This window comes from Mycobacterium sp. 1164985.4, assembly GCF_001668575.1.
Classification (GTDB): domain Bacteria; phylum Actinomycetota; class Actinomycetes; order Mycobacteriales; family Mycobacteriaceae; genus Mycobacterium.
Map to the genome: position 1 here is coordinate 257,467 of NZ_LZMD01000046.1, position 22,938 is coordinate 280,404.

Here is a 22,938-nt window from a genome sequence, read left to right on the forward strand (position 1 = left end):
ACCCTTGTCTTCTGCGGTACCAGCGCGTACCGTACATCGGTACCTCGGTGTACCAGGAAGGCGGTTCATGGCCGAAGCGACGACCGACCCGGTGCGGCTCCCGCCCGGACCCCGGCTACCGAAGGCGGCGGTCGGGCTTGGATTCCTCGCCGGCCGGCACCGCGCCCTTACGGCGATCGGTCGCAGGTACGGAGGCGCGTTCAGCGTGGACCTGCCCATCTTCGGCGATGCGGTCGTGATCAGCGACCGGGACCTGATCAGGGAGTTGTTCACGACGAACAGCGACCTCGTGGCACGGGCCTCGAACCTCGGTACCGTGCTCGGACCCGGGTCGACCTTCAGCCTCGACGGCGCCGCACACCGCGAGCGCCGCAAGCTGCTCGTGCCACCGTTCCACGGCAAGCGGATGGCCGGATACGAAGCGATCGTCGAACGGGAGGTGATGCGCGAGATCGCCACATGGCCAGAGGGCCGCGAGTTCGAGTCGCTGCAGCCGATGATGCGTATCACCTTGAACGCGATCCTGCGCACCGTGTTCGGCGCCGAGGGCGGCGCATTGGACGAACTGCGCGAACTGCTTCCGCCGATGGTTCCGCTGGCGTCGAGGCTGGCGGTGCTGCCCAAGGCCTTGCGGCGCGATCTCGGGCCGCGGAGCCCGTGGGGCCGCGTCCAGCGGTCGCGGCGACGCTACGACGACATCATCACCACCCTGATCGCCGAGGCGCGCGCGGACGTCGCCCTCGCGGACCGCACCGACATCCTGGCCCTGCTGTTGGCGGCCCGCTACGAGGACGGCTCTCCGATCGCCGACGCCCACGTCGCCGACGAGCTGCTCACCCTGCTGGCGGCCGGGCACGAGACGACGGCGACGACGCTGGCGTGGGCGATCGAGCGGCTGCGCAGGCATCCCCGGTTGCTGTCGCGGTTGACCGCTGAGATCGACGCCGGGGGAAGCGAGTTGACGCAGGCCACGGTGTGGGAGGTGCAGCGAGTTCGGCCGGTCGTCGAGGCGACGATCCGGGTGACCCGCGAACGGCTGCGCTTGGGACAGTGGGTCGTCCCGAAGGGGCACACCGTCATCGTCAGCATCGGGATGGCGCATCAGTCACCGCGCCACTTCACCGATCCCGACACGTTCAACCCCGACCGCTTCCTGGGGACGAGCCCCGACACCTACACCTGGATCCCTTACGGTGGCGGAATTCGCCGCTGTATCGGCGCCGCGTTCGCGAACATGGAGATGAACGTGACGCTGCGAACCCTGCTGCGAGAGTTCGAATTCGGCACCACCACCGCCGCGGGGGAGGGTCGGCACTCACGCGGGGTGGCCACCGCCCCCGCACGCGGCGGTCGCGCCGTCGTGTTCCGGCGGACCTGGGCTCGCGACGCAAGTGATACACAACGGGCGATCGCCCCTGAGCGCTCGACAACGAAGGAGTCAGTGTGAGCAAGCAGCGCAGAGTCATCAGCGGCCGGACCGCGGTCATCACAGGCGCGGCATCCGGTATCGGACGCGCACTGGCGCAGCGGCTTTCGTCGTACAGCTGCCCAGTCGCCATCGCCGACGTCAACGAACAGGGGCTCAAGGAGACCGAGGCGTCGCTGCGGGGTCCCGCGCTGCTACGGGTGCTCGACGTCAGCGACGCCGATGCACAGCGCGACTTCGCCGCCGAAGTGCGCGAGTGGGCGCCGCAGCCGATCGGAGCGGTGTTCAACAACGCCGGCGTCGCGCTCGGCTCCACCGTCCTCGACGCCGTCGTCGAGGACGACGACTGGTTGTGGAACATCAACTTCCATGGTGTGGTGAACGGCACCAGGGCGTTCCTGCCTATCCTCGTCGAACAGGACGAGGGCGTGATCGTCAACACCTCCAGCGTCTTCGGCCTCGTCGGCATGCCCGGCCAAAGCGCTTACTGTTCGGCGAAGTTCGCGGTGCGCGGGTTCACGGACTCGCTACGCCAGGAGTTGCGGGGGACCGGTGTGTCGGCCGTCAACGTGCACCCCGGCGGGGTGAACACCAACATCGTGCGCAACGGCCGATTCCGCGAGGAGCCGGGCGGGCCGACCAAGGAGCAGGTGGCCAAGGAGTTCGCCGCGATGACGCGAACCCAGCCCGACAAGGCGGCGGAGATCATCCACCGTGGTGTGGAGGCGGGCAAGGCGCGAATCCTCGTCGGACCGGACGCCTACATGTTCGACGCCCTCGCGCGGATCACACCGTCGCGCTACTTCGATGCGCTCGAGCGCGTGGAGACCTTTCTGCGCAAGCGCGCCGCCAACAGCTAAGCGGTCTCCTGCGCGTACTTCAGCAGTCCCGGATCGTGCGCGCACAACAGCAACAAATCGGGATCGCCGCGGCGGTACAACTCGGTGAGCCGAGCATGGTTGTCGCGCACCTGTTTCCGGTCGAAGGCGGCGACCTTTTCGAACGCGCTCAGCACCGGCGGAATCCGGGGTGGGCCGCCGATGGTGTCGGGATGGTAGAAGGCGTCACCGCAGTGCAGAAGCCACCGGTGCCCCGCGTCGACCGCGACGCAGGCGTGTCCGCGGGTGTGGCCGGGCAGCGATATCAGCGCGATGCCCGGCGACACCTCGGTCAGTTCCTTGGCCGCCGCGAACCCGCGCCACTTCTCGCCGTCGGGGGTGTGCTCGACGATCTTGGGTACGTGTTCCCACTGGGCCGAGCGGAACCGGAAGCGTTCGGCCCGCGTGGGCGGATGCATCGCGCCGAGCACTTCTGCTGCGGTGCAGTGGATTTCGGCATCGGGGAAGTCGGAGAGCCCGCCGATGTGATCGACGTCGAAATGCGTGACCACGATGTGGCGGACGTCCTCGCGGTGAAAACCCAACCGCTCCACCTGGCGGACCGCGGTCTCGTCTCGGTCGAAGAACGGCCGGAAGAAGCGACGGGTGGGGCCTGTCCGGCTCGCCGGATCGTCACAGTCCGCCAACCCGTACCCGCTGTCGACGAGCACCAGACCGTTGTCGGTCTCGATGAGCAGCACATGGCAGACGAGGACGGGCACCCCCCATGGATGCATCGACCCGCAGTTGAGGTGGTGCACCTTCACGAAGCGCCTCCGGTGAGTAGCTCCGTGCGACCGATCTGCGACACCAGGCTCGCCGAGTCGAAGTAGATGCGCTCGTTGACGATGCGGTCGTCGTCGAAGAAGAACACCGCGGCCACCGGCACGCGGAATGCCTTACCCGTGGGGGGCAATCCGTAGAACTCGCCGAGATTGGTTCCCAGCAAGTCGAATTCGACGATGACCGAGTCGTCGGCGACGTGGAACCGGACGTTGTCGTGGCGTTGATCCGGGAACGCGGTGCGCGTGCTGCGGTAGTAGGCCATCACCTCGTCGTCGCCGTCGAAGATTTGGCCGGTGGCCATGATCTCGTAGTGGGGACGTCCGCCGGACTCGTTCTTGAACGTCGCGAGGGTGGCGTCGAACTCCTTGGTGACCTCGGTGTCCATGTGCACACGGATCACGTCGAGTCGGCGTTGGCGCAGCGCGTCGGTGATCATGCACGCACTGTACGGCCGCCGGGGTTGTCAGGCTGGCGACTTGACCTCCGCGAGGGTCTGCTGATGCCGGTGCTGCCGCTCGATCGTCGCGAGGTAGAACGCCCACGCGAACGCCGAACTCGCGAACAGGATGAAGCCCAGATACAGCCACGCGTGCTTCACACCGCGCCTGCGGCCGTCCACGAGCAACCAAGCGGGGAACAACAGCAGGCTCATGATCGTGTAGTCCTGGCTGGCCGAGCTGGCGGCCGGATTGTCATAGCCCAGCGCGATGAACTCCGACCAACTGCCCGGCCCCCAGACGAAGTTGTGCAACCCGCCGTGCGGGGCGTACTCGGCGACGAACTGGTTGTTGAAGTAGTAGCCGAGAATGACCGACGCGACGCCCGCAACGTAGTAGAACAACTCGAGCTTGGTGACTCGGGGTCCTGAGGAGTAGCGCGCGAAGATCGCGGGGTTCGCCTTGACGATCACGGCCAGCGTGGCGAACCCGAGTACGAGGTGGATGATCAACGAAACCATGTCCGGAGTTTCTCATCACCGAGCCCAGTTTTGTCAATATTGACACAACTGATGTCAGGTACGTTCAACCACATGCCCCGTCCGGCCCAGACCGCACGCAGCGAGCGCACCCGCGAAGCGCTTCGGAAGGCGGCGGTCGTACGGTTCCTCGCGCAGGGCGTGGAGGAGACGTCGGCCGAGCAGATCGCCGCCGACGCCGGCGTTTCGTTGCGCACCTTCTACCGCCACTTCGCGTCCAAGCACGATCTCCTTTTCGCCGATTACGCCGGGCTGGACTGGTTCCGCTCGGCACTGGCCGCCCGTGATTTGAGCGAGTCGATCATCGACTCGGTGCACGGGGCAATCATGGCCCGCCCGTATGACGACTGGGCCGTCGCGCAGACCGCGGCACTGCGGGCGCAGGAACTCGAACCCGGCCGGGTGGTGCGGCACATGCGCCAGGTCGAGGCCGACTTCGCCGAGGCGATCGCGGACCATCTCGCCGAGGGCCTTGCTTCGAACGCCGCCATCGACGAGCGAATGCGGATCACGGTCACCGCCCGGTGTATCGCCGCCGCCGTATTCGGGGCGATGGAGGTCTGGATGCTCGGTAACGAGCGCTCACTTCCGGAGTTGTCGCGGCTCACCGGAGAGGCTCTGCGCGCGTTGTCCGGTGGCATCACCGGCTGAGTTTTGTCATTATTGACAAAACTTTCCGCCCATGCCAGCCTCAGCGAATGACTGACTTCGACGCCATCGTGATCGGTGCCGGGCACAACGGGTTGACGGCGGCCACGCTGTTGCAGAAGGCAGGCCTGCGCACCCTATGTCTGGACACGAAGCTCTATGCCGGGGGCATGGCCTCCACCGTCGAGCTGTTCGACGGGTTCCAGTTCGAGATCGCCGGCTCGGTGCAGATCCCCACCTCGGCGGTGGTCAGCCGAGAACTCGGGCTCGACACCCTGCCGACCGTGGACCTCGACGTGATGTCGGTGTCGCTGCGCGGCGTGGGCGACGAACCCTTGGTCTACTACACCGATCCGGTGAAACTGCTGACCCACATCAACGAGGTGCACGGCGCCGAAGCAGTCAATGGCATGGCCGGCCTGATGGCGTGGTGCCAGGCGCCCACGCGCGCGTTGGGCCGTTTCGACGCCGGCCGGCCGCCCAAGACGCTCGACGAGATGTATGCCTGCGCGACAAACGAATTCGAACGCTCGGCCATCACCGACCTACTGTTCGGATCGGTCACCGATGTGCTCGACCGCTTTCTGCCGGACAAGGAGAAGAACGGCGCGCTGCGCGGCATGCTATCGCTGCTGGCCTGCAACACCACCTACCGCGGACCGGCCACCCCGGGCACGGCCGCCGCTCTGGCGTACGGGTTCGCTGTTCCCGACGAGAACGCGTTGCTGGTCAAGAAACTGCGCGGAGGTATCGGAGCCCTCACATCGCATCTGTGCGACGGCTTCACCGCGAACGGTGGCGAACTGCGGTTGCGGAGCAAGGTCGTCGAGGTGACGGTCGCGGACGGCCGAGTGACCGGCGTGCGGCTCGAGGACGGCACCTCGCTGTCGGCCCCGATCGTCGTCTCCGGCGTCGCGCCCGACCTCACAGTCAACGGTCTCGTCGACTCCAACGCGGTGCCCGCCGATGTGCGGGATCGCTTCTCGCGCATGGACCACCGGGGCAGCTATTTGCAGATGCACTTCGCGCTCGACGGAGTCCCCGAGTTCGCAGCGCCTTACGAACTGCTCAACGACCCCGCAATGCAGTCCAACATCGGCATCTTCAGCACGCCCGAGGAACTCCAACAACAGTGGAAGGACGCCCGGCGCGGGATCGTGCCCACCGATCCGTCGATCGCCCTGCAGATCCCTTCGGTCAACGATCCGGGCCTGGCGCCGCCCGGTAAGCACGCGGCGTCGGCGTTCTCACTGTGGTTTCCCATCGAGGAGGGCGAGCAGGGCTACGGCGAGATGAAAGCCGAGATGGGCAAGCGGGTCATCGAGAAGATCACCCGGCTGGCGCCCAACTTCGAAAGCCTCATCCTGCGCCACACCACCTTCACGCCCAAACACATGGGCACGATGTTCGGAGCGCCCGGCGGCGACTACTGCCACGGATTGATCCACCCCGACCAGATAGGTCCGAACCGACCCGGGCCCAAAGGCTATGTCGATCAACCGATTCCGATCGACGGCCTGTACCTGGCCAGCGCCGGCTGCCATGGCGGGCCCGGCATCACGTTCATCCCCGGTTACAACGCGGCCAAGCAGGCGCTGTCCGACATGTCCTGAATCCGTTTCCCCACCCCTCGCACCGGGAATGCGGCGGGCATGGGAATCACGGTGGCGGTGACAGGGCCGACGGGCGAGATCGGCAAGTCGGCGGTGCAGGCACTCGAGGACGTCGCCGAGGTCGACGAGATCCTCGGGATGGCGCGGCGGCCGTTCGACCCGGCCGAGCACGGCTGGACGAAAACGACGTACCTGCAGGGCGACATCCTCGACCGTGAGGCCGTCGACGCGCTGGTCGGGCGCGCCGACGTCGTGGTCCACCTGGCCTTCATCATCATGGGCTCGCGGGAGGAGAGCGCGCGCATCAACCTGGCGGGCACCCGCAATGTCTTCGAGGCGACGGTGGCCGCGGAGCGCCCGCGGCGGCTGGTGTACACGTCATCGGTCGCCGCCTATGGATATCACTCCGACAATCCGGTTCCGATCACCGAGGACGTGCCACCGCGGGGCTCGCCCGAGCACTACTACTCCGAGCAGAAGGCCGAGTGCGAGGCGGCGCTTGCCGACATCGTGGGGGGCTCGTCGCTCGAGGTATACGTGCTGCGGCCCTGCATCGTCGCGGGCCCGAAGGCGCCCGCACTGGCCGACAACATGCCGTGGACCCGGCTGCCCGGACCGGTCAAGCGTCTCTCCGACGCCGTCCCGCTGTTGAAGACACCCGTTCCGGATCCCGGCATCCCGTTGCAGTTGGTCCATCACGACGACGTGGCGACCGCGATCGCGTTGGCTGTGACAACATCGGCGCCGCCGGGTGCGTTCAACATCGCCGGCGACGGGCTGATTTCGCTGTCGGACGTGGCCCGCGAACTCGGCGCCCGAGGCGTGCGCGTGCCAAAGGTCGCGGCGACCGTGGCGTCGGAAGTCGTCGCCCGGTTGCCGTTCGTCCCGTCGGCGCTCGAGTGGTTGCACGTCGGCCGCACCTCGGTGGTCATGGACACCACCAAGGCAAAGACTCAGCTCGGCTGGGAGCCGAAATACACTGCTGCGCAGACACTACGGGAGTTGGCGCACTCCCTGCGCTGAATTACTGCGTGGGATCCCCGGTGTCGGCGGGGCCGCTCGGGGTCGCGCCTCCCTCATCCGACCAGTCCACGCCTTCCTGTTCGGAGTCGTCGGTGCCCCTGGCGGGGTCGCTCTGCACGTCGTCGTCGGCGTTCGCGGGCCCCGCGTCGGTACCGGCGGTGCCGGGATTGTCCTTCTTGTCGTCACTCACAGCGGCTGGATACCCGCTGGACATCAAATTCAGTCGCGGCGCCCCCGCAGCTGGGCCATCCAATCGACGGGGACCCTGCCGCGCGGGCCGGGCGCGGTCTGGCCCTCGGGACGGGACTGGGGCGGGGCGAGCGGCGGGCCGTCGTAGTACTCGCTCGTGGCGTAATTCCAGAACCAGTCCTCACCCGGTTCGAACGACCGGATGATCGGATGGCCGGTTTCGCGCCAGTGTGCCGACGCATGGCGCGCCAAGGAGTCGTCGCAGCACCCGATATGACCGCATGCCGCGCATCGGCGCAGATGGACCCACCACCCGTTCACTGCGTCGCATTCAGCGCATCCGGTACCACTGGGCGGCACCGACGGGTCCACTGCAGTGTCCACAGCCGGTGAGCCTACCGATCGCGGCGAATCTCGCTGGCAAGACAAAGACTCAGCTAGATCCGATCTCGATGAAGGAAACCAAAGCCATTGGTGCGACCAGCGAATCCTGCATGTTGACGAGTAAGTTTGCCCGCCCACCCCCGTTGACAGCTAACACACCGTCTCTTAGCGTCCCGCGCAGTCTGACGACGACGGGGATGGCGACATGAAATGTGTACCGGAGCGCTCGCGCGCGGCGATGATGCCGCTCCCGTCGTCATGTGCGCCCGACTCTCGACCGACGAGGTGATCCGGTGCAGCAGTTGGTCGGTCGCCGATCATGACGGGGCCGGCCTGGTCCAGGCCAGCCGTCGCCATGGGCGACTTCGTGGTGCTGGCGGGCGAGACATTCGCGGCGATGTTTCGCACGCCGTTCGCCTGGCGTGAGTTGATCGACCAGATCTGGTTCGTCGCGCGGGTGTCGATCGTGCCCACCCTCGTGCTGTCGATCCCCTACACGGTGTTGATCGTGTTCACCCTCAACATCGTGCTGATCGAGGTCGGGGCGGGTGACCTCTCCGGGGCCGGCGCTGCGCTGGCGTCGGTGACCCAGGTGGGTCCGGTTGTCACGGCGATCGTCGTGTCCGGTGCCGGATCCACCGCCATGTGCGCCGATCTGGGCGCCAGGACCATCCGGGAGGAGATCGACGCGATGAAGGTGATCGGCGTCAATCCCGTTCAGGCGCTGGTGGTTCCGCGCGTCATCGCCGCGACATTTGTTGCGCTGATGCTGTATTCGGTGGTGGCGGTCGTGGGTCTGATAGGTAGTTACTTCTTTGTGGTCTTCATTCAGCACGTCACTCCCGGTGCGTTCGTCGCGGGAATGACGTTGTTGACCGGCCTGCCGCAGGTGATCGTCTCGCTCGTCAAGGCGCTGCTGTTCGGCCTCTCGGCGGGCCTCATCGCCTGCTACAAGGGTCTGCACGTCGGCGGCGGACCGACGGCGGTCGGCACCGCGGTCAACGAGACCGTCGTCTTCGCGTTCATGGCGCTGTTCTTGATCAACATCCTGGCCACTGCATTCGGTGTGAAGGTCGCGCCGTGAGCGAGGTCGTGAGCGGGCCGCCGGCGGCGAGGACGACCGAGGCCGTGACCAATTCACTCACCAGGGTCGTCGACACCGCGCGCAGGCTCGGGGAGCAGACCGCGTTCTACGGCCAGGCGCTGGCGTCGACCCCCGACTCCATACGGCGTTATCCGACCATGGTGCTGCGCCAGATTGCCGGCATGGGGATCGGAACCGGCGCGCTCGCCGTCATCGGCGGCACGGTGGTCATCATCGGGTTCCTCACCCTGTCCACGGGAGCGCTGATCGCGGTTCAGGGTTACAACACGCTGTCCAACGTTGGCATCGAAGCCCTCACCGGATTTCTGGGCGCCTTTCTCAACGTCCGGTTCATTGCGCCCGCGACGGCGGGAGTGGCGCTTGCCGCGACCATCGGGGCGGGAGCCACCGCCCAGATCGGCGCCATGCGGATCAACGAAGAGATCGACGCCCTCGAGGTGATGGGCATCCGGGTCATCACGTATCTGGCCTCCACCCGCATCGTCGCCGGCGTGGTCGCGGTCATCCCCATCTACACCGTCGCCGTGCTGATGTCGTTCCTGGCCACCCGCTTTGGAACGACCGTGATCTACGGCCAGTCCGCGGGGGTATACGACCATTACTTCTCGACGTTCCTGCATCCGACCGATTTGCTGTGGTCCTTCGTCGAGGCGGTGACGATGGCGGCAGCGGTCATGGCCGTCCACACCTACTACGGCTACACCGTGACCGGCGGACCGGCCGGGGTCGGTGAGGCCGTCGGCCGCGCGGTGCGCATGTCGATCACCGCCGGTGTCTTCATCCTGCTGACCATCACGCTGTCGGTGTACGGGCAGTCCGGCAACTTCCACCTGTCTGGGTGATGCCATGAGCGACAGCAGGATCAATTCATCACGCCGCGGCGAGGTCGACCCGATCTGGTGGGCGCCCGTGCTGTTCCTCGTTGCCGCGGCCCTGATCGCGATGACCGCCCTGTTGTTCTCCGGCTCGTTGCGTCGATCGGTGCCGCTGACTTTGATCTCCGACCGGGCCGGCCTGGTGATGGAGGACGGCGCGAAGGTAAAACTGCGCGGTGTTCAGATCGGCGAGGTTCGCACAATTGGCGTCGAGACCATGTCGGATAGTGACGCCTCGAGGCTGGCTCTCAAGATCGACCCCGGCCCGTTCGCCTTGCTGCCGAGCAACGTCGAAGCGCAGATCAAGGCCAGCACCGCGTTCGGCGCGAAGTACGTCGAGCTCTCCATCCCTTCCGATGCGAGCACCGATCCCCTGAAGCCGGGTTCGGTTCTGCGCTCGCGCAACGTCACCGTCGAGGTCAACACGGTGTTCGAGAACCTGCAATCGGTGGTGCAGTCCATCGATCCGGCCAAGCTGAACGCGGTGCTGCTCGCGGTGGCCGAATCCCTGCGGGGTAAGGGCGACGTCATCGGACAGGCTGTCAGCGACTCCAACAACGTCCTGCTGGCGGTGAACCCGCGGATGGACACGGTCCGGCAGGACTGGCAGCTGTTCGGGAAGACGGCTCGGGCGTATTCCGACGCCGCACAGGACATCCTGTCCATCCTCGATTCCTTCACCACCACCAGCGCCACGATCTCGTCGCGCGCGGACGCGCTGGACCAGTTGCTGTTGTCGGCCGTCGGATTCTCCCGATCCGGCATCGACACGGTCGGTGCGAACGAGCCCGCCCTGGTCCGGGCCGTCAACGTCATGGCCCCGACCACCGCCCTGCTCGAGAAGTACTCGCCGACGTACACCTGCCTGTTCATGGGCGCCCAATGGTTCCTCGAGAACGGCGGACGAGACGCATTGGGCGGCAACGGGAAGTCGGTGATCATGGACGCCGCGCTCCTCGCGGGCGATGACCCCTACCGCTATCCGGACCACCTTCCCCGGGTCAACGCCAAAGGTGGACCCGGCGGCAAACCGAGCTGCGGTTCCCTGCCCGACGTCGGCAAGAACTACCCGGTGAAATATCTCGTCACCGATACCGGATTCGGCACGGGTCTGGACGTACGGCCCAATCCCGGAATCGGATTCCCGGGTTTCGCCAACTACTTCCCGGTGACCAAGGCGATTCCCGAACCGCCGCGGATCCGCTATCCCGGGGGACCGGCACCGGGCCCGCTTCCGGCTTACCCGGGCGAACCGCCCTACGGAGCACCGCATTTCGCGCCCGACGGGTCGCCGTTGCTCTATCCGCCTGCCGGTCCACCGGTGCCCGCGGCCCCTCCTCCGGGGGGACAGCCATGAGGCGCAGACGAACCGGGCAGGTGCTCACGCGGGTGGTGTTGTTCACGGCGATGTGCCTCGCGTTCATGTTCGTCCTGACGACGGTCTTCGGTCAGTTCCGCTTCGATTCACGGGCCACCTACAGCGCGGCGTTCACCAATGTGTCCGGGCTCAAAGGCGGCAACTTCGTGCGCATCGCGGGGGTCGAGGTCGGCAAGGTCAAAAAGATGACCCTGCACAAGGACGGCACGGTCACCGTCGAGTTCGCGATCGACAAGGGGCTCACACTGACCGAGGGCACCAAGGCCGCGGTGCGCTACGAGAACCTGATCGGCGACCGGTACCTTTCGCTCGAGCAGGGTGTCGGCTCGGTGCGCAAACTCCACCCCGGCCAAACGATTCCGCTCGCGCGCACCTCACCCGCACTGGACATCGATGCACTGCTCGGAGGCTTCCGGCCGTTGTTCCGTGCGTTGGATCCCGATCAGGTCAACGCGCTGTCCGGCGAGCTGCTCCGGGTGTTCCAGGGCCAAGGCGGCACGATCGCGTCGGTGTTGGCGCACACCTCGACGCTGACGTCGACACTGGCCGGCCGCGACGAGCTCATCGGTCAAGTCATCGACAACCTGAACACCGTGCTCGGTACGTTCGCGGCCCGCGACGACCAGTTCTCCGCAGGGCTGGACAAACTCTCGCAGCTCGCCGAGGGGCTCGCTTCGCGCAAGGCCGACATCACAACCGGGACGGCCTACATCAACGCCGCGGCCGGGACGGTGGCCGACCTGCTGACCGAGGCCCGGCAGCCGATCAAGGACACCGTCACCGAGGCCGACCGGTTCGCCGCGCAGGTACTTTCCGACCACGAATACTTCGACGACTTACTCAAGACCCTACCGGACGCCTACCAGGTCCTCGCGAGACAGGGTCTCTACGGCGACTACTTCGGCTTCTACCTGTGCGACGCGATCTTGAAGGTCAACGGAAAGGGCGGCGAACCGGTGTTCGTCAAGCTCGTCGGACAAAGTACCGGACGGTGTGAGGCCAAATGAGTCGAATCGTATTGCGGCGTCCAAGATTCAAGCCACTCGCCGAACGCAACAGGCTGGCCGTCGGTTCGGTCGGCATCTCCGTCGTCGTCGCCATGGTGGTCGCCGCCTTCTTCTACGACCGGATCCCCCTCGTCAATGGCACTTCGGACTACGCCGCCTACTTCGCGGAGGCCGGTGGCATCAAGCCCGGCAGCGACGTGCGCGTCTCGGGCCTTTCGGTCGGCAGAGTCTCCGGCGTCCGGCTGGAGGGCACCAAGGTCGTGGTGGACTTCACGGTGCGCACCGGCGTCGAGCTGGGCGACCGGACCGAGGCAGCCATCAAGACCGAGACCGTGCTCGGCAACAAGATGCTGGAGATCACCCCCCGCGGGGATGGCGAGCTGTCCGGCGTCATTCCCCTCGACCGCACCACGTCCCCCTACGACCTGCCAACGGCGCTCGGCGATCTCACGACGACCATCAGCGCGCTGGACACCACCCAGCTGTCCTCGGCGCTGACCACGCTGGCCGACACGTTCTCCGACACCCCGCCCGAGCTGAGGGCGGCGCTCGAGGGTGTCGCCCAATTCTCCGACACGCTCAACACCCGCGACGCGCAGTTGCGACACCTACTGGCCGACGCCAACAAGGTGACCGCCGTGCTCGGCAAACGCAGCGACCAGATCGCCGGCCTGGCTGTCAACGCCAATGCACTGCTGCACGAGGTTTTGTCCCAACGCGACTCGGTCGACGCGTTGATGACCAACATCACCGCTGTGTCCCAACAGCTCTCGGGCCTCGTGGACGACAACCGCTCGCAGCTCAAGCCCGCGGTCGATAAACTCAACGGTGTCCTGACGATCCTGGACAACCGCAAGGCCGAACTGCGGCGCGTGCTCTATCTGTTGCGCAGGTATGCGATGTCGTTCGGCGAAGTGCTCGGCGCCGGACCATTCTTCAAGGCATCAGTGGTCAACCTCGCACCCGGCCAATTCGCCCAGCCGTTCATCGATGCCGCGTTCTCCGACCTCGGGCTGGACCCGAACGTGTTGTTGCCGTCGGAGCTCGTCGACCCCGGCGCCGGGCAACCCGGCACGCCGGCGCTACCGGCGCCGTTCCCCCGGACCGGCCAGGGAGGCGACCCTCGGATGACGGTGCCGGACGCGATCACCGGAAATCAGGACCCGAACCTGCCCGCCCAGTTTCCGGGGCGCTACCCGTATCGGGAGCCGCTGCCCGCACCGCCGCCCGGCGGACCACCACCCGGCCCGCCCGCCGCGGGTCCCGCGCCCGGTGAACTTCCTGCGCCGACGGTCGGTCCGCCGGTACCCGAACAGGGCGCGGGCTGATGACGATGCAGCCGGGCGCGCTGCGCGCCATCCGGATCGCAACCGCGGCAGTGCTTTCCGTGGTGCTCGTCGTTGCGGTCACGGTAGTGGCCACCCCGTGGTGGGATCGGGTGGCAAGGGACACCTTCATCGCTTACTTCGCCAACGCGAACGGCCTCTACACCGGCGACGAGGTCCGCATCCTCGGCGTCGAAGTCGGTACGGTCGAGGCGATCGACCCGGAGCCGGACCGCACCAAGGTCACGTTCTCGGTCGACAATAAATACCCGGTGCCCGCCGACGCCCGTGCCGCGATCCTGTCGCCCTCCTTGGTCAGCGCGCGGGCCATCCAGCTGGTCCCCGCCTACGACGGAGGACCGAGACTTGCCGCGGGAGCGACCATTCCGCAAACCCGGACCGCCGTGCCCGTCGAGTGGGACGACTTCCGTCAACAGCTGGAGAAGCTCACCGAGTCACTGCAGCCCACGACGCCGGGCGGTGTCAGCGCCGTCGGCGAGTTCGTCAACGCCGCAGCGGACAACCTGCGAGGCAACGGCGCCACCGCGCGCGACACCGTGCTCAAGTTGTCGCAAGCTGTGTCGGCGCTGGGGGACCACAGCACCGACATCTTCAGCACCGTGCGCAATCTGCAGTTGTTGGTGTCGGCGCTCTCGTCGAGCAGTGATCTGCTCGCACAGTTCAACACCAACCTCGCCGACATCACCACCGTGCTGTCCAATACCCCCGACGAGGTCGCCGACGCGACCAAGGGACTCGACGCGGCGGTGGCGGATCTGCGGGGATTCGTCGCCGAGAACCGCGAAGGGCTCGGCGTGACGTTCGACCGCCTCGCCTCGATCACCACCGCCCTCAACGACAGCCGACAGGACGTCAAGCAGGTGTTGCACATCACGCCGACGGTCTTCCAAAACTTCATGAACATCTATCAACCGGCCCAGAGTTCGGTGACCGGCATCCTCGCCCCGGTCAACTTCGCCAACACCGTCCAATTCATCTGCAGCGCAATCGAAGCGGCGGCTCGTCAGGGATTCGAACACTCGGCGAAGCTGTGCATGCAGTATCTGGCGCCGATCATCAAGAATCGTCAGTACAACTTCCCCCCGCTGGGCGTCAATCCGTTCGTCGGGGCCTCGGCGCGCCCCAACGAGATCACCTACAGCGAAGACCGGCTCGACCCCAATCTACCGCCGCTGCAGGCTGCCGCCGCCACCCGCAGCCCGCCAACACGAACACACACAGCAGCGTCGATACCGCGGCCCGTGCGTGCCTCACGGCGTCCCGTCCGGCGGAATCATCATGCCGGGCAGGCCCAGGCTCGGATCGGTTGGCGTGGCGGGGGCTGAACTCGCTGCCGTTGCCGGGAACGGAGGGGGGTGGCCCCGGTTCCTACACCATCCAGGCGCAATTACCCGATGTCGTTGTCATTCAACAGAACACGCGGGTGCGGGTGGCCGACGTCAACGTCGGCAATGTGACCAGGATCGAGGTCCAGGACTGGCATGCGCTGGTGACCATGCGCATCGACGGCGATGTCCACCTACCGGCGAACAGCACCGCCAAGGTCGGCACCACCAGCCTGCTGGGTTCGATGCACATCGAGCTGGCCCCACCGACCGATGAGCCGCCGCGCGGCGAGCTCAAGGACGGCTCGGTGATATCGCTGTCGTCGGCCGCTACATACCCGACGACCGAGCAGACGCTGGCCGCCGTTTCGGTCCTGCTCAACGGTGGCGGACTCGGCCAGTTGCAGGAGATCAACCAGACGTTCGCCCGGGCACTCGCGGGCCGGGAAAGCGAGATGCGCAGCTTGCTGACCCAACTCGACATCTTCATCGGCCGACTCAACGAGCAGACCGACGACATCATCACGGCCACCGAGAACCTCAATGCGCTGGCGGGGCAGGTCGCGGCGAAGAACGAGGCTGTCGACAAGGCGCTGATCACCATTCCGCAAGCCATTGCGGTGCTGGCGGCTTCGCGCGAGAAACTGGCCAACGCGATCGACGCGCTCGGTCAGTTCAGCGCGATCACAACCTCGACGGTCAAGCAGACCAGGGAGTCGCTGGTCGGGAACCTGCGCAGCATCGCCCCCGTCCTGCGGGAACTTGCCGACGCCGGCCCGGCGCTGACCAGGGGCCTGGACTTTCTGTCCACCTATCCATGGGTGAAAAGCACCGTCCCGAACTGGTTTCGCGGCGACTTCGCCAACATCACGCTCGTCATCGACCTGACCCTGAGCCGCATCGACGCCGGCGTGTTCACCGGAACCAGGTGGGAGGGTGACCTCACCGAACTCGAACTTCAGTGGGGCCGCACGATCGGCCAGAAGCCCAGCCCGTATACCGCGGGCAACCCGTTGGTGGTCCCGTACCGGTGGGGAGCCTACTGACATGGTGCGGTTACCACGCACGACGTGGATCCAGCTGGCTATCCTCGCGGCCGTCACGGTGATCGCATGCAGCATCATGTCTTTCACCTTCGTCAAGGTTCCCGCTCTGCTCGGCATCGGTCGATACAACGTGACGCTCGACCTGCCGTCGTCGGGCGGTCTGCATCCGTCGTCGGTCGTGACCTACCGGGGCTCGGAGATCGGCCGCGTGACGTCCGTGGACGTGACTCGGGACGGTGTCCGGGCGGTGCTGAAACTCGACTCGTCCACCAAGGTGCCCGCCGACGTTTCGGCGGAGGTTCACAGCCGCTCGGCCGTCGGCGAGCAGTTCGTGGAGTTGACACCGACCCCGGGCACCGACGCCGCGACGGCCCTCGCGCTGCGCGACGGAAGCGTGATCCCCTCGGGGCGGGTGCGGGTTCCACCGGACATCGCCAACCTGCTCGATGCCACCAACACTGCGCTGCAGGCGATTCCACAGGACAATCTGCGCACGGTCGTCGACGAGGCGGCCACCGCGGTCGCGGGCCTGGGGCCGGAGCTGTCACGCATCGTCGACGGATCGACCGCGTTGGCGATCGACGCCGGCAAGACCGTCGGCCCCATCACCACCCTGATCGACCAGTCGCCACCAGTTCTCGATTCGCAAGTGCGGACCGCGGATTCGATCCAGGTATGGGCCAGTCGGATGGCGTCGATCACGGGACAGTTGAAGGCGCAGGATGTGGCGTTCGCGGGTCTGCTCGAGTTGGGCGGACCCACGCTGGAGGAGGGCCGCGCGGTGTTCGACCGCATCGCATCCCCATTGCCCTTGCTGCTGGCCAACATGGTGAGCCTGGGCGACATCGCGATCGCCTACCGCAACGACATCGAGCAACTGCTGGTCTTGTTTCCGCAAGGCACCGCGGTCATGTCGGCGATCATCCTCCCGAACGCCAATACCAAACAGGACTACAAGGGCATCTATCTCGACTTCAACCTCAACCTGAACCTGCCGCCGCCGTGCAACACCGGCTTCCTGCCGGTGCGCCAACAACGATCGCCGTCCGAGCAAGACGCCCCGGAGCGCCCGGCGGGCGACCTCTACTGCCGCGTACCGCAGGATTCCGACCTCAATGTCCGCGGTGTGCGCAACATCCCGTGTGAGACGGTTTCGGGTAAGCGGGCCCCGACGATCGAGATGTGCGAGAGCGACGAGCAGTACGTCCCGCTCAACGAGGGCTACAGCTGGAAGGGCGATCCCAACGCGACGCTCAGCGGTCAGGGTGTCCCGCAGTACGCGCCCGGACAGGACCCGCGTGCGCCTGCGCCGATCGCGGCGGTGCCCTATGACCCCTCGACCGGCGAGTACATCGGCCCCGACGGCCGTCTCTATACGCAGGCCGACCTCGCGCCTCCGCAGAACAAGACGTGGCAGTCGATGCTGGTGCCGCCGGGCTAGCGGGCCATCGTCGAATTCCGCGCGCTCCAATCGGTGGAGACGAACCGGTGCCGAATCAGCCACTCGTCGCCGACCCGCGCGAACACATCGCGGTAGCGGCCGTAGTGGTCGAGGCCGATCTCGGTGAACACCGTGAAGTAGCAGGAGACCCGCGCCTCGTCGGGCGTCACCTCGGTGAACCGGATGTTGGTCACGTTGTGGCGCACGATGCGCTTGACGTTGGACTTGGATGCGGCCGCGTTCGGCGCTGCGACGGCACCGCCCAGATAGCCGACGATCGCCGCACGGCCCCGCACCGGCTCGGTTCCCCGTACCTCGAGGACCCCGTCGTCACAGAACGCGGCGGCGAGTTCGGGAAGGCGCATCGCGTCACCCGACCAGTTGTACTGCGCGAGGGTGTCCCTTACGCGTTCCCGAGCGCAAAGCTCCCAAAGCTCCATGCGGACAACCGTAACGGGGCTAGGGTCGCGCCATGGCTACCAGCGATTCCCGCGAGGTCGTGATCGACGCGAGCCCGGCCGAGATCCTCGACGTCATCGCCGACGTCGAATCGGCGCCGGATTGGTCGCCCCAGCACCAGGGGGCCGAGGTACTCGACAGGGACGCCAACGGCCGGCCCGGCCGCGTGCGGCTGAAGTTGAAGACCATGGGCATCACCGACGAGCAGGTCGTGCAGTACACCTGGGGTGACAACACGGCCGGCTGGACGCTGATCGAATCCAGTCAGCTCAAAACCCAGAGCGCGTCGTACACGCTCACCCCCGACGGCGACAAGACCAAGGTCCGGTTCGAGATCACGGTCGACCCCGCCGTACCGATCCCGGGCTTCGTGTTGAAACGCGCCATGAAAGGCGGGCTGGAGGCCGCCACCGACGGCCTGCGCAAGCAGGTCCACAAGGTCAAGCGCGGCTGACCCGTTTCGGAACGCGCGGGGCTGGCAATCACTCCGGCATGGCTGTCACCGAAACTCGCGAAGTCCTCATCGAGGCCACTCCTCAGGAGATCCTCGACGTGCTGACCGACCTCGAGTCGCTGACCGATTGGTCGTCGGCCCATCAGAAGGTCGAGGTCCTCGAACGCGACGACGAGGGGCGGCCTAGCAAGTCACGTCAGATCGTCAAGATCGTCGGCGTCTCCGACGAACAGGTGCTCAACTACACCGTGCACGACGACGGGGTGAGCTGGACGTTGGAGAGCTCGAAACAGCAACGCGCACAGAGCGGTCGCTACACGTTGACCCCCGACGGCGACTCGACGAAGGTCCATTTCGAGCTGATGGTCGACCCGCTGGTGCCGCTGCCCGGCTTCCTGATCAAGAAGGGCGCCAAGGGATTGATGGAGACCGCTACCGACGGGCTGCGCAAACGGGTGAAGCAGGTCAAGGGCCGTCAATAGACTGCTGATCGAGTTCGTCGGGTTCGGCGATCGTCAGCACGGCGTCCACGATGTAGGGGTCGGCCTGCAGTTGCGTCTCCAACCGCCGCAGCGTCTCGGCGACCCGCGACTCGACCGCGTCGCCTCGAAGGTCGACGCTGGCCACCAGGAACAGCTGCTTCGGACCGACGAAGACCAAGCGCACGAACCGCACCGCGGCCACATCGGGTAACCCTCGGATCCTATCGATCGCGGCCTCTCGCACCCGCGGACTCGCCGGCTCGCCGACCAGGAAACGCCGGTTGCGGTCGATCAGGATCAGCGCGATCACGCCCAGCAGCAACCCGACCAGGATCGACCCGATCGCATCCCACGCGGCGTCACCCGTCAGCTGATGCAACCCGATTCCCGCTGCGGCGATGAGGATTCCGATCAGTGCCGCTGCATCCTCGGCGAACACCGCCCGCGTCGTCGGATCCGACGTGTCGAGAACGTGGTCGAGAAGGTCCTTGTCATAGCGATGCGCCTCGGCCCGCAGCTGTCGCACCGCCTGAATGAGCGAGACCGATTCCAGGGCGAATGCGACCGCCAGCACGATGTAGGCGACCAGGTAGTTCTCGGGTCCCGACTCCCCGTGCCGCAGTTCGGTGACGCCGTGCCACACCGACAGGGAACCACCGACGACGAACAACCCCACCGCGGCCAACAACGACCACACGTATGCCTCCCGGCCGTAGCCGAACGGCCGTTCGGCGTCCGGCGGTCGCCGGCTGCGGCGGTTCGCGACGGCGAGCAGGCCCTGGTTGCCCGAGTCGGCCCACGAGTGCGCGGCTTCGGCGGTCATCGACGCCGACCCCGTGATCACGGCGGCCACGGTCTTGGCGACGGCGACGGCGAGGTTGGCGCCGAACGCGATCAAGACGGTCAGCGTGCTCTCGCCGGAGGTCGCTTCGGTCGGGTCCTGTGTCTCGGCCATCTGACTAGTGTGCGACTCATGGCTACAGCGGGACCCCTCGCGGGGGTGAAGGTCATCGAGCTCGGCGGTATCGGCCCCGGACCTCACGCCGGGATGGTGCTGGCCGATCTCGGCGCCGACGTGGTTCGCGTGCGCCGACCCGGCGGCCTGCAGATGCCGCCGGAGAACATCGACCTGCTACACCGCGGTAAGCGCGTCGTCGACCTCGATCTGAAGAGGGAGCCCGCCGCGCTGTTCGGGCTCATCGCCAAGGCCGACGTTCTGATCGACGCGTTCCGGCCCGGCACGTGCGAACGACTCGGCATCGGGCCCGACGACTGCGCGGCGGTGAACCCGCGACTGATCTTCGCCCGCATCACCGGCTGGGGCCAGCATGGCCCACTGGCGCAGACCGTGGGCCACGACATCAACTACCTCTCGCATACCGGCGCGCTGTCGGCCATCGGATCCGCGACCGGCCGCCGGTGGTGCCGCTGAATCTGGTCGCCGACTTCGGTGGTGGCTCGATGTTCGTGCTGCTGGGCATCGTGGCCGCGCTGTACGAACGGGAACGCTCCGGACAGGGTCAGGTGATCGACGCGGCGATGGTCGACGGCGTATCCGTGCTGGCGCAGATCGCGTGGACAATGAAGTCGACGGGCACGCTGCGCGACGAACGCGAGTCGTTCCTGCTCGACGGCAGCGCACCGTTCTACCGCACGTATGAGACCGCCGACGGCAAGTACATGGCCGTCGGCGCAATCGAACCGCAGTTCTACGCGCAACTGGTTGCCGGGCTCGGTCTCGACGCCGACGAACTCCCACCGCAAATGGACCGCGAGGCGTTCCCGGAAATGCGCGAATTGTTCGCCGAGCGGTTTGCGCGCAAGACCCGCGACGAGTGGACCGCGATCTTCGCGGGCACCGACGCGTGCGTCACGCCGGTGTTGACCTGGAGTGAGTCCGTGCAGAGCGAGCACCTGCGAGCACGGTCAACACTGGTGCAGGCCAACGGTGTCGACCAGGCGGCACCGGCACCACGGTTCTCCAGGACCCCGGCCGGACCCATCGGCGCACCGCCGCAAGCTGCGACTTCGCTAATCGATATTGATTGGTAATAAGTATTTGCTGGAAAGGGCTATGCACTAGGCAGTCGAGTTAGCTACGATTTGCCGCATGGCCGTGCAGGCATCGAGGGAAGTGGTCTTCGAGGCGCCCAAAGACGTGATCATGGATGCACTCGCCGACATCGACGCCGTGCCCACGTGGTCGCCCGTGCACAAACGCGCCGAGGTGCTCGATCGTCATCCCGACGGCCGCCCGCACCACGTCAAGGCAACCTTCAAAATCATGGGTGTGACCGACAAGGAGCTGCTCGAATATCACTGGGGTGATGACTGGGTGGTCTGGGACGCCAAGGCGACGATGCAGCAGCGCGGACAGCACGGCGAGTACAACCTCACCCCGATCGGCGAGGACCGCACCCGCGTCCGCTTCGACATCATCATCGACCTCGCGGCACCGATTCCGGAGTTCCTGTTGCGTCGCGCCAAGAAGATGGTGCTCGACGTCGCGACCGAGAACCTGCGGCGCCGGGTGATGGCCGATGACAACGCTTCTGATCGGGCGAAGTAGGACGGAATAACTCTCGGCCGAGTGCCGGTTGCGTCTGACATGGCCACCGGAATCGTGCTCTTCGCAAACCCGAACGCCGACAACATCGTCGACGACCTCATCGCTCAAGCGCGACGGGCGCACGATCTCGGAGTCCGACAGGTCTGGCTTCCACAGCGGTTCGATTACGACGCGATCGGCGTGGCCGGGGTCATCGGTGCGGCGGTGCCGGGGTTGGGCGTCGGTACATTCGTCGTGCCGTTCAACCCTCGTCATCCCCTGATCGTCGCGTCGCAGGCGCAGACGGCGCAGGCAGCTGCGCATGGCAGGTTCACACTCGGTTTGGGACTCGGGGCGCACGAAGTCGAGCGCCGGGCGTTCGGCACCGCGTGGCCCCACACCATCGCTCGGCTGCGTGAGCATCTGACCGTGCTGCGGTCGATCTTCGACTCCGGCGTCGCCGACTTCCACGGCGAAGAGTTCACGGCCAATCCCGAATGGCCGGTTCAGGTTCCGGGCGGCACGCCCGTTCCGCTCTACGTTGCCGCCATGGGCCCGAAGGCCTTGCAGGTGACCGGCGAGCTGGCCGACGGCACGCTCCCGTATCTGGCCGGTCCGCGCACCATCGCGGATTTCATCGCGCCCACCGTGGTGCGAGCGGCTGCCGACGCCGGGCGGCCGGCCCCGAAGATCGTCGCCGCGGTGCCCGTGGTGGTGTCCGACGATGCTGGTGCGGGACGGCGGCGGGCCGCCGAACACCTGAGCTTCTACGAGCAGATCCCGTCGTATCGCCGGGTTTTGGAGCGCGAGGGTGTCGACAGCGCGGTTGACGTCGCCGCCGTCGGGCCGGCGGAAGCGGTGACCCGGCAGCTCAAGAACTACCTCGAGGCAGGCGCGACAGACGTCGTGCTCAGCGCCGTCGACGGCATCGATCCCGCACAGCGGGAAGCCATTTGGACGATCGCCGCACAGCTCTAACCGCGCAGCACGCCGAGGCGGCGGATCGCCTCGTCCAGCGTGTCGTCGCGTTTGCAGAAGGCGAAGCGCACCAGATGTTTCCACGCACCCGCGTGCTCGCCACCTCCATCGCAGAACGCCGACATCGGGATTGCGGCCACCCCCGCGCGATGCGGTAGCTCGGCGCAGAACGCGGCGCTGTCGCTGAAGCCGAGCGGACGCGGATCGGCGCACAGGAAGTACGTGCCGAAGCTGTCGTGTACCTCGAAGCCGAGATCGTCCAGCGCCGTGCCAAGACGGTTCCGCTTGTCCTGCAAAGACTCCCGTAGCGCGGTCACCCACTCGCCCTCGTTGTCGAGCGCGTGCGCGACCGCGGGCTGGAACGGCGCGCCGCCGACATAGGAGAGGTATTGCTTGGCCGCCCGCACCCCTGCGATGAGATCGGCCGGGCCACACGCCCAGCCGATCTTCCAGCCGGTGACATTGAACATCTTGGCGGCGCTCGAGATCGTGACGGTGCGGTCGGCCATGCCGGGATAGGACGCGAGCGGGATGTGGCGGCGGCCGTCAAAGACGAGGTGCTCGTAGACCG

General features: G+C 66.6%; 25 protein-coding genes and 1 pseudogene. 18 read left to right on the forward strand and 8 right to left on the reverse strand.

What is annotated here, in order from left to right; genetic code table 11:
* Nucleotides 1-67 precede the first annotated feature (67 nt).
* Nucleotides 68-1,447, forward strand: coding sequence for a cytochrome P450 (locus tag A5650_RS07670; protein ID WP_067288390.1), 1,380 nt, complete (start codon nucleotides 68-70; stop codon nucleotides 1,445-1,447).
* Nucleotides 1,444-2,286: an SDR family NAD(P)-dependent oxidoreductase gene (locus A5650_RS07675; RefSeq protein WP_067288393.1), complete on the forward strand. Its 843-nt coding sequence runs from the start codon at nucleotides 1,444-1,446 to the stop codon at nucleotides 2,284-2,286. Before A5650_RS07670 ends, A5650_RS07675 begins: the two co-directional genes overlap by 4 nt.
* Here the strand turns inward: A5650_RS07675 and A5650_RS07680 are convergent.
* The 3 genes from A5650_RS07680 to A5650_RS07690 are packed head-to-tail and all read right to left on the reverse strand — an operon-like array spanning nucleotide 2,283 to nucleotide 4,048.
* Nucleotides 2,283-3,071: an MBL fold metallo-hydrolase gene (locus A5650_RS07680; RefSeq protein WP_067288398.1), complete on the reverse strand. Its 789-nt coding sequence runs from the start codon at nucleotides 3,069-3,071 to the stop codon at nucleotides 2,283-2,285. The two genes, A5650_RS07675 and A5650_RS07680, sit on opposite strands and share 4 nt — an antisense overlap.
* Complete coding sequence (locus A5650_RS07685; protein ID WP_067288401.1) at nucleotides 3,068-3,526, reverse strand: ester cyclase; 459 nt, start codon at nucleotides 3,524-3,526, stop codon at nucleotides 3,068-3,070. The genes A5650_RS07680 and A5650_RS07685 overlap by 4 nt, the downstream gene beginning before the upstream one ends.
* 27 nt (nucleotides 3,527-3,553) lie before the next feature.
* The gene (locus A5650_RS07690) at nucleotides 3,554-4,048 is read right to left on the reverse strand and encodes a DUF2834 domain-containing protein (RefSeq protein ID WP_067080902.1); all 495 of its coding nucleotides are present in this window, start codon (nucleotides 4,046-4,048) and stop codon (nucleotides 3,554-3,556) included.
* Nucleotides 4,049-4,120: 72 nt separating this feature from the next.
* Between A5650_RS07690 and A5650_RS07695 the strand changes: the two genes are divergently transcribed.
* From A5650_RS07695 to A5650_RS07705, 3 genes are read left to right on the forward strand one after another with little or no spacing between them, the layout of a single operon-like run.
* On the forward strand, nucleotides 4,121-4,717 hold the full coding sequence (locus A5650_RS07695; RefSeq protein ID WP_067288541.1) for a TetR/AcrR family transcriptional regulator: 597 nt from the start codon (nucleotides 4,121-4,123) through the stop codon (nucleotides 4,715-4,717).
* 47 nt (nucleotides 4,718-4,764) lie between these two features.
* Nucleotides 4,765-6,327, forward strand: a complete 1,563-nt coding sequence (locus A5650_RS07700; protein WP_067288405.1) for a phytoene desaturase family protein — start codon at nucleotides 4,765-4,767, stop codon at nucleotides 6,325-6,327.
* A gap of 39 nt (nucleotides 6,328-6,366) precedes the next feature.
* The gene (locus tag A5650_RS07705) at nucleotides 6,367-7,350 is read left to right on the forward strand and encodes an NAD-dependent epimerase/dehydratase family protein (RefSeq protein WP_067288407.1); all 984 of its coding nucleotides are present in this window, start codon (nucleotides 6,367-6,369) and stop codon (nucleotides 7,348-7,350) included.
* 1 nt (nucleotide 7,351) lies between these two features.
* On the opposite strand, the gene A5650_RS07710 is transcribed toward A5650_RS07705, so the two are convergent.
* Both A5650_RS07710 and A5650_RS07715 read right to left on the reverse strand, forming a co-directional pair.
* Nucleotides 7,352-7,540, reverse strand: coding sequence for a hypothetical protein (locus A5650_RS07710; RefSeq protein WP_231992562.1), 189 nt, complete (start codon nucleotides 7,538-7,540; stop codon nucleotides 7,352-7,354).
* Between the two features lie 29 nt (nucleotides 7,541-7,569).
* Nucleotides 7,570-7,923 carry a UBP-type zinc finger domain-containing protein gene (locus A5650_RS07715; RefSeq protein ID WP_067288409.1) on the reverse strand — a complete coding sequence of 118 codons (354 nt, stop codon included), beginning with the start codon at nucleotides 7,921-7,923 and terminating at the stop codon, nucleotides 7,570-7,572.
* 319 nt (nucleotides 7,924-8,242) lie between these two features.
* Between A5650_RS07715 and A5650_RS07720 the strand changes: the two genes are divergently transcribed.
* From A5650_RS07720 to A5650_RS07755, 8 genes are read left to right on the forward strand one after another with little or no spacing between them, the layout of a single operon-like run.
* The gene (locus A5650_RS07720) at nucleotides 8,243-9,007 is read left to right on the forward strand and encodes an MlaE family ABC transporter permease (protein WP_067288411.1); all 765 of its coding nucleotides are present in this window, start codon (nucleotides 8,243-8,245) and stop codon (nucleotides 9,005-9,007) included.
* A gap of 44 nt (nucleotides 9,008-9,051) precedes the next feature.
* Nucleotides 9,052-9,870 (forward strand): ABC transporter permease, encoded by an 819-nt coding sequence (locus tag A5650_RS07725; RefSeq protein WP_067288545.1) that lies wholly within the window; start codon nucleotides 9,052-9,054, stop codon nucleotides 9,868-9,870.
* 4 nt (nucleotides 9,871-9,874) lie between these two features.
* Nucleotides 9,875-11,260 (forward strand): MCE family protein, encoded by a 1,386-nt coding sequence (locus A5650_RS07730; protein ID WP_067288412.1) that lies wholly within the window; start codon nucleotides 9,875-9,877, stop codon nucleotides 11,258-11,260.
* The gene (locus tag A5650_RS07735) at nucleotides 11,257-12,288 is read left to right on the forward strand and encodes an MCE family protein (RefSeq protein WP_067288414.1); all 1,032 of its coding nucleotides are present in this window, start codon (nucleotides 11,257-11,259) and stop codon (nucleotides 12,286-12,288) included. Before A5650_RS07730 ends, A5650_RS07735 begins: the two co-directional genes overlap by 4 nt.
* On the forward strand, nucleotides 12,285-13,616 hold the full coding sequence (locus A5650_RS07740) for an MCE family protein (protein WP_067288416.1): 1,332 nt from the start codon (nucleotides 12,285-12,287) through the stop codon (nucleotides 13,614-13,616). Before A5650_RS07735 ends, A5650_RS07740 begins: the two co-directional genes overlap by 4 nt.
* On the forward strand, nucleotides 13,616-14,959 hold the full coding sequence (locus A5650_RS07745; protein WP_082950645.1) for an MCE family protein: 1,344 nt from the start codon (nucleotides 13,616-13,618) through the stop codon (nucleotides 14,957-14,959). The genes A5650_RS07740 and A5650_RS07745 overlap by 1 nt, the downstream gene beginning before the upstream one ends.
* Nucleotides 14,941-16,005: an MCE family protein gene (locus A5650_RS07750; protein WP_067288418.1), complete on the forward strand. Its 1,065-nt coding sequence runs from the start codon at nucleotides 14,941-14,943 to the stop codon at nucleotides 16,003-16,005. Before A5650_RS07745 ends, A5650_RS07750 begins: the two co-directional genes overlap by 19 nt.
* Before the next feature lies 1 nt (nucleotide 16,006).
* Complete coding sequence (locus tag A5650_RS07755) at nucleotides 16,007-17,446, forward strand: MCE family protein (protein ID WP_067288420.1); 1,440 nt, start codon at nucleotides 16,007-16,009, stop codon at nucleotides 17,444-17,446.
* Here A5650_RS07755 and A5650_RS07760 read toward each other — a convergent pair.
* The gene (locus A5650_RS07760) at nucleotides 17,443-17,886 is read right to left on the reverse strand and encodes a nuclear transport factor 2 family protein (protein WP_067288424.1); all 444 of its coding nucleotides are present in this window, start codon (nucleotides 17,884-17,886) and stop codon (nucleotides 17,443-17,445) included. The genes A5650_RS07755 and A5650_RS07760 overlap by 4 nt on opposite strands.
* Nucleotides 17,887-17,918: 32 nt before the next feature.
* On the opposite strand from A5650_RS07760, the gene A5650_RS07765 reads away from it, so the two are divergent.
* A complete protein-coding gene (locus A5650_RS07765; protein ID WP_067288425.1) occupies nucleotides 17,919-18,359 on the forward strand; it encodes an SRPBCC family protein in 441 nt (146 codons plus the stop codon).
* 38 nt (nucleotides 18,360-18,397) lie between these two features.
* The gene (locus tag A5650_RS07770) at nucleotides 18,398-18,841 is read left to right on the forward strand and encodes an SRPBCC family protein (RefSeq protein ID WP_067288426.1); all 444 of its coding nucleotides are present in this window, start codon (nucleotides 18,398-18,400) and stop codon (nucleotides 18,839-18,841) included.
* Here A5650_RS07770 and A5650_RS07775 read toward each other — a convergent pair.
* Nucleotides 18,825-19,796 carry a cation diffusion facilitator family transporter gene (locus tag A5650_RS07775; protein ID WP_067288427.1) on the reverse strand — a complete coding sequence of 324 codons (972 nt, stop codon included), beginning with the start codon at nucleotides 19,794-19,796 and terminating at the stop codon, nucleotides 18,825-18,827. The genes A5650_RS07770 and A5650_RS07775 overlap by 17 nt on opposite strands.
* An 18-nt stretch (nucleotides 19,797-19,814) precedes the next feature.
* Between A5650_RS07775 and A5650_RS07780 the strand changes: the two are divergent.
* The 3 genes and pseudogenes from A5650_RS07780 (at nucleotide 19,815) to A5650_RS07790 (ending at nucleotide 22,367) form a co-directional block, all read left to right on the forward strand.
* A pseudogene (locus tag A5650_RS07780) lies at nucleotides 19,815-20,893 on the forward strand (CaiB/BaiF CoA transferase family protein).
* Between the two features lie 58 nt (nucleotides 20,894-20,951).
* Nucleotides 20,952-21,410 carry an SRPBCC family protein gene (locus A5650_RS07785; RefSeq protein ID WP_067288429.1) on the forward strand — a complete coding sequence of 153 codons (459 nt, stop codon included), beginning with the start codon at nucleotides 20,952-20,954 and terminating at the stop codon, nucleotides 21,408-21,410.
* Between the two features lie 39 nt (nucleotides 21,411-21,449).
* A complete protein-coding gene (locus tag A5650_RS07790; protein WP_067288431.1) occupies nucleotides 21,450-22,367 on the forward strand; it encodes an LLM class F420-dependent oxidoreductase in 918 nt (305 codons plus the stop codon).
* On the opposite strand, the gene A5650_RS07795 is transcribed toward A5650_RS07790, so the two are convergent.
* A partial coding sequence (locus A5650_RS07795; protein WP_156744037.1) for an aminotransferase class I/II-fold pyridoxal phosphate-dependent enzyme occupies nucleotides 22,364-22,938 on the reverse strand: 575 nt, incomplete at its 5' end. The genes A5650_RS07790 and A5650_RS07795 overlap by 4 nt on opposite strands.